Source organism: Achromobacter sp. RT286_PF (genome assembly GCF_059760425.1).
Genome location: NZ_JCBAMR010000075.1, coordinates 1 through 7,969 on the forward strand (window position 1 = coordinate 1; position 7,969 = coordinate 7,969).

7 protein-coding genes and 1 pseudogene are annotated in these 7,969 nt (G+C 67.9%); 3 read left to right on the plus strand and 5 right to left on the minus strand.

What is annotated here, in order from left to right:
- Together AC6LJY_RS27785 and AC6LJY_RS27790 are read left to right on the plus strand one after the other, a co-directional pair.
- A partial coding sequence (locus AC6LJY_RS27785; protein WP_498137220.1) for an AMP-binding protein occupies positions 1-1,240 on the plus strand: 1,240 nt, incomplete at its 5' end.
- Between the two features lie 42 nt (positions 1,241-1,282).
- Positions 1,283-3,052 carry an acyl-CoA dehydrogenase gene (locus AC6LJY_RS27790; RefSeq protein WP_314356999.1) on the plus strand — a complete coding sequence of 590 codons (1,770 nt, stop codon included), beginning with the start codon at positions 1,283-1,285 and terminating at the stop codon, positions 3,050-3,052.
- On the opposite strand, the gene AC6LJY_RS27795 is transcribed toward AC6LJY_RS27790, so the two are convergent.
- On the minus strand, positions 3,034-4,209 hold the full coding sequence (locus AC6LJY_RS27795) for an MFS transporter (RefSeq protein WP_498137223.1): 1,176 nt from the start codon (positions 4,207-4,209) through the stop codon (positions 3,034-3,036). The genes AC6LJY_RS27790 and AC6LJY_RS27795 overlap by 19 nt on opposite strands.
- A gap of 264 nt (positions 4,210-4,473) precedes the next feature.
- Here AC6LJY_RS27795 and AC6LJY_RS27800 point away from each other — a divergent pair, with 264 nt between their 5' ends.
- A complete protein-coding gene (locus tag AC6LJY_RS27800; protein WP_046804538.1) occupies positions 4,474-4,932 on the plus strand; it encodes a winged helix-turn-helix transcriptional regulator in 459 nt (152 codons plus the stop codon).
- Here the strand turns inward: AC6LJY_RS27800 and AC6LJY_RS27805 are convergent.
- The 4 genes and pseudogenes from AC6LJY_RS27805 to AC6LJY_RS27820 all read right to left on the minus strand — a co-directional run.
- Positions 4,929-5,906: a pyridoxamine 5'-phosphate oxidase family protein gene (locus AC6LJY_RS27805; RefSeq protein WP_498137221.1), complete on the minus strand. Its 978-nt coding sequence runs from the start codon at positions 5,904-5,906 to the stop codon at positions 4,929-4,931. The two genes, AC6LJY_RS27800 and AC6LJY_RS27805, sit on opposite strands and share 4 nt — an antisense overlap.
- A 33-nt stretch (positions 5,907-5,939) precedes the next feature.
- Entirely contained in the window at positions 5,940-6,569 is a 630-nt protein-coding gene (locus tag AC6LJY_RS27810; RefSeq protein ID WP_498137222.1) for a glutathione S-transferase family protein, read from the minus strand.
- A 223-nt stretch (positions 6,570-6,792) separates the two neighbouring features.
- Positions 6,793-7,698 (minus strand): LysR family transcriptional regulator, encoded by a 906-nt coding sequence (locus AC6LJY_RS27815; protein ID WP_319304356.1) that lies wholly within the window; start codon positions 7,696-7,698, stop codon positions 6,793-6,795.
- Positions 7,695-7,969, minus strand: a pseudogene (locus AC6LJY_RS27820) (hypothetical protein); the annotation flags it as partial. The pseudogene AC6LJY_RS27820 and the gene AC6LJY_RS27815, both read right to left, overlap by 4 nt.

Here is a 7,969-nt window from a genome sequence, read left to right on the forward strand (position 1 = left end):
GCATAGGGACGCCCCTGAGCCGGGCGCCCCTGTGCCGGGCGCCCCTGTGCCGGGCGCTACCGACTACGAAGCCTTCCTGGCCGACGCGCCCGCCCATTACAACTGGCAGCCGCCGGCCGACGAATGGGACGCCATCGCGCTGAACTACACCTCGGGCACCACCGGCGACCCGAAGGGCGTGGTCTACCACTATCGGGGCGCATACCTGAACGCCGTCAGCAACATTCTTGAATGGGACATGCCCAAGCACGCGGTCTATCTGTGGACGCTGCCCATGTTCCATTGCAACGGCTGGTGCTTTCCGTGGACGGTGGCCGCGCGCGCCGGGGTGAACGTGTGCCTGCGCAAGTTCGACCCCCAGACCGTGTTCGATCTGATCCGCGCCGAAGGCGTCACGCATTACTGCGGCGCGCCCATCGTGCAAAGCGCGCTGGCCAACGCGCCGGCCGAGATGCGCGCGGGCATCACACATACCGTGCGCACCATGGTCGCGGGCGCCGCGCCCGCGCCCGCCGTCATCGCCAAGATGCGCGACATCGGCTTTGAACTGACCCACGTCTATGGGCTGACCGAAGTCTACGGGCCGGCCGCCGTCTGCGCCCGCCAGGAATCGTGGGACGCGCTGGACGACGAACGCCGTGCGCAGCTGACCGCGCGCCAGGGCGTGCGCTACCACTTGCAGGCCGGCGTATCGGTGCGCAACCCCGACACCATGCAGGAAGTGCCCGCCGACGAACAGACCGTGGGCGAAATCATGTTCCGCGGCAACATCTGCATGAAGGGCTACCTGAAGAACGAACGCGCCACCGACGACGCCTTCGCGGGCGGCTGGTTTCACACCGGCGACCTGGGCGTGATGACGGCGGACGGGTACGTGCGCATCAAGGACCGCAGCAAGGACATCATTATTTCCGGCGGCGAAAACATCTCCAGCATTGAAGTGGAAGACGCGCTGTACCGGCACCCCGCCGTTGCAGCCGTGGCCGTCGTGGCCATGCCCGACCCGAAGTGGGGCGAAACGCCCTGCGCGTTTGTCGAACTGAAACCGGGTTGCAGCGCCACCGCCGAAGAGATCATCGCGCACTGCAAGCTGCTGTTGCCGGGCTTCAAGGTGCCGCGCGCGGTGCGCTTCGGAGAACTGCCCAAGACATCCACCGGCAAGATCCAGAAATTTGAGCTGCGCGCCGCCGTGGGCTCAACGCAGGCCATTGATGTGGCCGACCCCAACAAAGCCGCCTGAACGCCGGCAGCCCGGCACCTTCATCAAAGGAGTTTTTCGGCCATGACGTACCAAGCCCCCGTGAAAGACATGCTGTTTGTGTTGAACCACCTGGCCGGCCTGCGGCAAGTTGCCGCCCTGCCCGGTTTCGAGGAGGCCACGCCCGACACCGCACAGGCCGTGCTGGAAGAATCCGCGCATTTCGCGGCCGAAGTGCTGGCCCCGCTGAACCACCCGGCCGACCGTGAGCCCAGCACCTGGCGCGACGGCGCCGTCACGACGTCGCCCGGCTTCAAGCAGGCGTTTCGCCAATACACCGAAGCGGGCTGGCAGGGCATGTCGCATCCAGTGCAATACGGTGGCCAGGGCTTGCCCGGCCTGATCGGGTCGCCCTGCTCTGAAATGCTGAACGCCGCCAATCTGTCGTTCGCGCTATGCCCCTTGTTGACCAACGGCGCCATCGAAGCCTTGCTGACCGTCGGCTCGGCGGAAATGAAAACGCGCTTCATCGGGCCCATGATCTCGGGCCAGTGGACCGGCACCATGAACCTGACCGAACCGCAAGCCGGCTCGGACCTGGCCATGATCCGCACGCGCGCGCAACCGGTGGGCGACGGCACGTACCGGCTATCCGGCACCAAGATCTTCATCACCTACGGCGATCACGACCTGACCGAGAACATCCTGCACCTGGTGCTGGCCCGGTTGCCCGACGCACCCGAAGGCGTCAAGGGCATTTCGCTGTTCCTGGTGCCCAAGTTCCTGGTCAACGAAGACGGCTCGCTGGGCGCGCGCAACGACGTCACCTGCGTGTCCATCGAACACAAGCTGGGCATCAAGGCCAGCCCCACCGCCACCTTGCAATTCGGCGATGCGGGCGGCGCGCTGGGCTATCTGGTGGGCCAGGAAAACCGCGGGCTGGACGCCATGTTCATCATGATGAACGCGGCGCGCTATGCGGTGGGCGTGCAGGGCATCGCCATTGCCGACCGTGCCTACCAGCACGCGCTGGCCTATGCCAACGACCGCGTGCAAAGCCGCCCGGTGGACGGGTCGTCGCGCGATGCCGTCACCATCATCCACCACCCCGATGTGCGCCGCATGCTGGGCACCATGCGCGCGCTGACCGAAGCGGGCCGCGCGCTGGCCTACGTGACGGCAGGCCACGCCGACCTGGCCCACGCCAGCCCCGACGCCGACGAGCGCAAGCGTCATCTGGCCATCCAGGAATTCCTGGTGCCCATCGTGAAGGGCTGGTGCACCGAGATGTCGCTGGACGTGACCAGCCTGGGCGTACAGGTGCACGGCGGCATGGGCTTCATTGAGGAAACCGGCGCGGCGCAGTATTACCGCGACGCCCGCATCCTGACCATCTACGAAGGCACCACCGCCATCCAGGCCAACGACCTGGTCGGCCGCAAGACCTTGCGCGACGGCGGCGCGGTGGCGCATGCGCTGCTGGATGCCATTCGCCAGACCGAAACCGAGCTGGAATCGCGCAGCGAACCGGCCGCCAACCTGGTGCTCAAGCCACTGCGGCAGGCGCGGCTGGCCCTGGCCAATGTCGTGGACTTTGTGCTGGCCAACGCCGCAGGTGCGCCCAACGCCGTCTTCGGGTCGGCCGTGCCGTATCTGCTGCTGGCCGGCACGACGCTGGCCGGATGGCAGATGGCCCGCGCGCTGCTGGCCAGCCTGGACCACCAGCAGGAAGACCCCGACTTCCATCAGGCCAAGATCGCCACCGCACAGACCTATGCGCTGCACAAGCTGACCCAGGCGCCGGGGCTGGCGGCCGTGGTGCTGGGGTCCAAGGACTACGCGGTACAACCCTGACGCGACGGCGGCGGCGATGCCTTGCGGGGCAACGTCGCCGCCCAGAACAACAAGGCCGTCACGCTGATGGCCGCGCCCAGCGTGCACACACCCAGCCAGCCGGCGCGCGCGTAGACCGCCGTGGACGCAATGCCGCCCAGCCCGCTACCCACCGCGTAGAACATCATGTAGCTGCCCACCAGGCGGCTATGCGACTGGGCGCTGATGCTGAAGATCATCGTTTGATTCGTCACGTGCAGCGCTTGCAGCGCCACGTCCAGCACCAGCACGCCCAGCGCCAAGGCCCACAGGCTGTGATCCAGCAAGGCAATGGGCGCCCACGCCAGGCACAGCAGCACCAGCCCCGCGCCCGTGGTGCGCTGCCCCAGCCCGCGATCCGCCCAGCGGCCGGCCCGCGCGGCCATCAACACGCCCAATACGCCCACCAGGCCAAAGCCACCCACCGCCGCGTGCGACAACGAATGGGGCGGCGCGCTCAAGGGCAGCACCAGCGCCGTCCAGAACACGCTGATGGCGGCGAACATCAGCAAGGCGATCATGCCGCGCACGCGCAGCACGGGTTCCGTGGCCAGCAGCGTCGCCATGGACCGCAGCAAGTCCCAGTAGGACAGCGTTGCCGTGGGCAGCCGGCGCCGAGGCAAGCGGCGCAGCAGCACCCACGCCAGCAACGCCGCCATCGCGGCGGACACCACGTACACGGCGCGCCAACCCCAGGCGTCGGCCACCACGCCGGCCACCGTGCGCGCCAGCAACAAGCCGATCACCACCCCGCCCTGCGCGGCGCCCACCACCCTGCCCCGTTCGCCGGGCGCGGCCAGCGCGGCGGACAGCGCCAGCAGGCCTTGCGTCATCGCGGTACCCAACAGGCCCAGCGCCACCATGCCCGCCAGCAGCCACGGCGTATTGGCCGCCATGGCGACCGCGCCCAGCGCCAGCACCAGCAGGCCCAGTTGCGCCAGCATCAGGCGGCGCCGGTCCAGCAGGTCGCCAAGCGGCACCACGAACAGCAGCGCCACCGCGCAGCCCAATTGCGTTGCGCTGACGACGACGCCCACAGCGCCTTCGTCCAGCAGGAACTCGCGGCCGATGGCATCCAGCAAGGGCTGCGCGTAATACACGTTGGCCACGCTTAGCGCACAGGCTACGGCCAGCAACATCACCAGCGATGTGGGCAGGGGTGGCGATGCGTCGGCGGCGTCGTTGGCCTCGGCGGCGTCGTTGGCGGCCGGATTGCGCCCCGCATCGGCCGGGGTGCCGCGGGCGGCAGCCGCCGCGGGTTGCGCGCAGGCAGCGCTCAAGGTGTTGGCGCCGGGCGGTGGAGCATCGGGCATGGTACGTCCTTCTAGTTTTATTACGAAACCAGAATGCTAGACCCGAAGGTTTTATAATGCAACCATTGCATCCCAATCCTAGGGTCAGACATGGTCAAACGCACCAGCCTTGAAGGCGCCGCCTGCCCGGTGGCGCGCTCGTTAGACGCCATCGGCGACTGGTGGTCGCTGTTGATCGTGCGCGACGCGTTCGACGGCGTGCGCCGGTTTGGCGAATTCCAGAAAAGCCTGGGCGTGGCCAAGAACATCCTTAGCGACCGGCTGCGCACACTGGTTGCCCACGGCATCCTGGCCGTGGCCCCTGCCTCGGACGGCAGCGCCTATCAGGAATACGTGCTGACGGACAAAGGCCGCGCGCTGTTTCCGGTCATCGTCGGCTTGCGGCAGTGGGGCGAAGACCATTACTACGGCCCTGCCGAAGCGCACTCCACGCTGATCGACCGCAAGCGCGGCCAAGCCGTGCGCCGCCTGGAAATCCGCGCCCAGGACGGGCGCCTGCTGGAACCGGACGACACCGTCGTGCAGAAAACCACGCCCTCGCCCGGCTAGCCCGGCTGCCCCGGCCACTGCCCCGTGCCCAGCGCGGTGGGCGAATACGCGCCGAATTGCCAGCGCAGCGCCAAGGCGCCGGGCCGCCGCAGCACACGGCGCACGTGCACGCGCCACAGCCGTTCAGCGCCCGCAAAGCTTTGGATTTCGGGGCTGTCCAGCACCACCTCGGCGCGGCCCGATACCTGAAGCAGGTCGCCCCGTTCAAAATCCACAAAGACCAACCCCGCGCGCGGGTTCGCCATCAGGTTGCCCAAGGTATTGAAAAAGCGGTTGCCGGAAAAATCGGGAATGGTCAGCACATTGCCGTCCACCCGCACAAAACCGGGTTTGCCGCCGCGATGCGACACGTCAACCGCGCGGCCACCCCGCGCATCATCGTCCACGTAAGAGGCCACGAAAAAGGTGTCGGCCGATTGGATCAACGCGTGCGCGGCATCGTCCAATTGATCGGTTTCCGGCAACGCGGCTGCAAACCGCATGGCGGGCGAACGCGAGAAATGAAAATCGCGCGTCTGGATGTACTGCGGGCAATTGCCAAAGGACTGCGCCACGGCTACATCGAAGCGCTTGCCGTCCCATGCCGCGATGCGACCGTTCATGCGATTTCGCCGGCGCGTGTGCAGCTCGATGCCCAGCAGCCCCACCGCCTGCCCGGGGCCCAGGCCCGCGCGCACCGGATCATCGGCATCCGGCATGACGGTTACCCGCAAGGTGTGCGGGTCGGGCGACATGGCAAAGCCGGGCTGGCCCTCCAGCACGCCGGCCCACGGGTCGCCCTGGGGGTCCACCGTGCCTATTACCAGGAATGGCAACTGCGCGAAAAAAGCGCGGTGCTGGTCGGGCATGTGGTCGCGCACGACCTTCGGGCCGATCTGCGCCATGCGTTCGGCCACGCCGGCGCGCGCTTGCAACAGGCGTTCGCCCGCATGCCAGGGCAAGCCGTCGTCAAGAGGGGTATCAGTGGGGATCATGGTGCGCTCCGGGCCGTTGCGGTGATGGCGGTGTCAGGCGGCCTGCAAGCCGGCGGGCGTGCGGGCCATGGGCACGAAGCCCGGCAGGCTTTCGATGCGGTCGAGCCACGCGCGCACATGCGGGTAGTCGGCCAGCGACACATTGCCTTCGGGCGCGTGCGACACGTAGGCGTAGCAGGCCACGTCCGCTATCGTCGGGCGGGAACCGGCCAGGAAGGCACGGGTGCCAAGCTCGGCATTCATGACGCCCAGCAAGACATGCGCGCGCGCCAAGGTGGTTTCCACGTCGTAGGGCGCGCCAAATACCGTGATCAATCGGGCCGTTGCCGGGCCGCTGGCCAGGGGCCCGGCCGCCACCGACAACCAGCGCTGCACCGCCGCCGCGCCGGCCGGATCGGCGGGCAGCCAGGCTTGGCCGTCGTAGCGGGTGGCCAGATAGACCAGGATGGCATTGGAATCCGCCACCACCGTGCCGTTGTCGTCGATGACCGGCACCTGGCCGAACGCGTTCAGCGCCAGGAATTCCGGGCGCTTGTGCTCGCCGCCGCGCAGGTCCACGTCGACGCGCTGGTGCGGAACGTTCAGCAGCGACAGCATCAGCGCGACGCGATGCGCGTGGCCGGACAGGGGAAAGCTATAGAAGGTCAACGGGGCAGCGGACATGGGAATTTCCAAGGTGGATGAACATGGCTCCATCTTGGTCCGATGCGCGCCCCGCGTGAACGGCCAGCCGCGACAAGACACTATTGTCGGATTTGAAAGGACGGATGGAAGGCAGCGGTGGCAGGCACGGCCGAAGGCTCCCGGCCAAAGGCACGGTGAAGGCACGGGAAGGCACCGGCCGAAGGCTCCTCATCCCCCGGCAGCGCTGCCCAGCTCCAGCCCGTCAGAGCGGTAATTCGGCCAGATCGCGCCGCAGGGCTTGCACGCAGAATTCGACAAAGCTGCGCACTTTGGCGGAACTGCGGCGGCCTTCTGGGTACACCACATGCACCGGCATGGGCGGCAATTCGAAGTCGCGCAGCACCACCTGCAAGGCACCGCTTTTGAGGTGCCGCGCCACCTGGTACGACACCACCTGCGTCAAGCCCCACCCTTCGCACGCGGCCAATACGGCGGCCTGAAACGACGTGACGGCCAGCTGCGATTCCACGTTCAGCCGGCGCGGCTCGCCAGCTTGCTGGAAGCGCCATTGCGCGCCCCGCCCTTCCATCGCGGCCGTGATGGTGCAGAAGCGGTGCAGCGCATCGGGGTCCTGGGGTTCGCCGTGTTGGCGCAGGAATTCAGGCGTGGCGCACACCACGCGGCGCACGTGGCCGACCGGCACCGCCGTCAACGTGGAATCGGGCAACGCGCCGATGCGCACGGCAACATCCACGCCTTCGTCCAGCAGGTTGACCACCCGGTCCACCAGCAAGGTGCGCACCGACACGGCCCGATGCGCGCGCAGATAGCCCAGCACCACCGGCATGACGTGCAGTTCGCCAAAGAACGCGGGCGCGGTGACGTGCAGCGCGCCGCGTGGTACGGCCATCGCACCGGCGGCGGCATCGTCGGCTTGTTCCACGTCTTCAAGAATGCGGCGGCAGTCGGCCGCGTAGCGCTGGCCCGCCTCGGTCAGGCGCAGGCTGCGCGTGGTGCGTACCAGCAGCAAGGCGCCCAGCCGCCGTTCCAGCGCGGCAACGCTGCGCGTGACCGACGGCGCGGACATTTCCAGGCGGCGTGCGGCGGCGGCAAAGCTCTGGGCTTCGGCCACGGCCAGGAACACCGACATTTCTTGAAATCGATTCATGCTGGGACCGTGGCGGGCAAGGTGGTGGACAGGGCGGATGGCGTCGCCCAGGCGGCGCTGCTGTCCCGGACACACTGCCGCACGATATCGGCCAGCGCGGCGGCCACCGGGTCCGGCTGCGCCTGGGCACGATACAGCGACAGCGGGATCGACGGCAAAGGGGGCAGACCCTGCTCGCCCGCCGCCAGCGCGCGCACGCCGGCGGGCAGGCCCAACGGCTGTCTCTTATAACATCTCCGAGCCCACGAGACCACGGAACAAATATCGTATG

Coding starts and splice junctions, on each gene's coding strand:
- AC6LJY_RS27790 (WP_314356999.1), top strand. CDS start 1,283: ATGACGTACCAAGCCCCCGTGAAAGACATGCTGTTTGTGTTGAACCAC.
- AC6LJY_RS27800 (WP_046804538.1), top strand. CDS start 4,474: ATGGTCAAACGCACCAGCCTTGAAGGCGCCGCCTGCCCGGTGGCGCGC.
- AC6LJY_RS27815 (WP_319304356.1), bottom strand. CDS start 7,698: ATGAATCGATTTCAAGAAATGTCGGTGTTCCTGGCCGTGGCCGAAGCC.
- AC6LJY_RS27795 (WP_498137223.1), bottom strand. CDS start 4,209: ATGTTGCTGGCCGTAGCCTGTGCGCTAAGCGTGGCCAACGTGTATTAC.
- AC6LJY_RS27805 (WP_498137221.1), bottom strand. CDS start 5,906: ATGATCCCCACTGATACCCCTCTTGACGACGGCTTGCCCTGGCATGCG.
- AC6LJY_RS27810 (WP_498137222.1), bottom strand. CDS start 6,569: ATGTCCGCTGCCCCGTTGACCTTCTATAGCTTTCCCCTGTCCGGCCAC.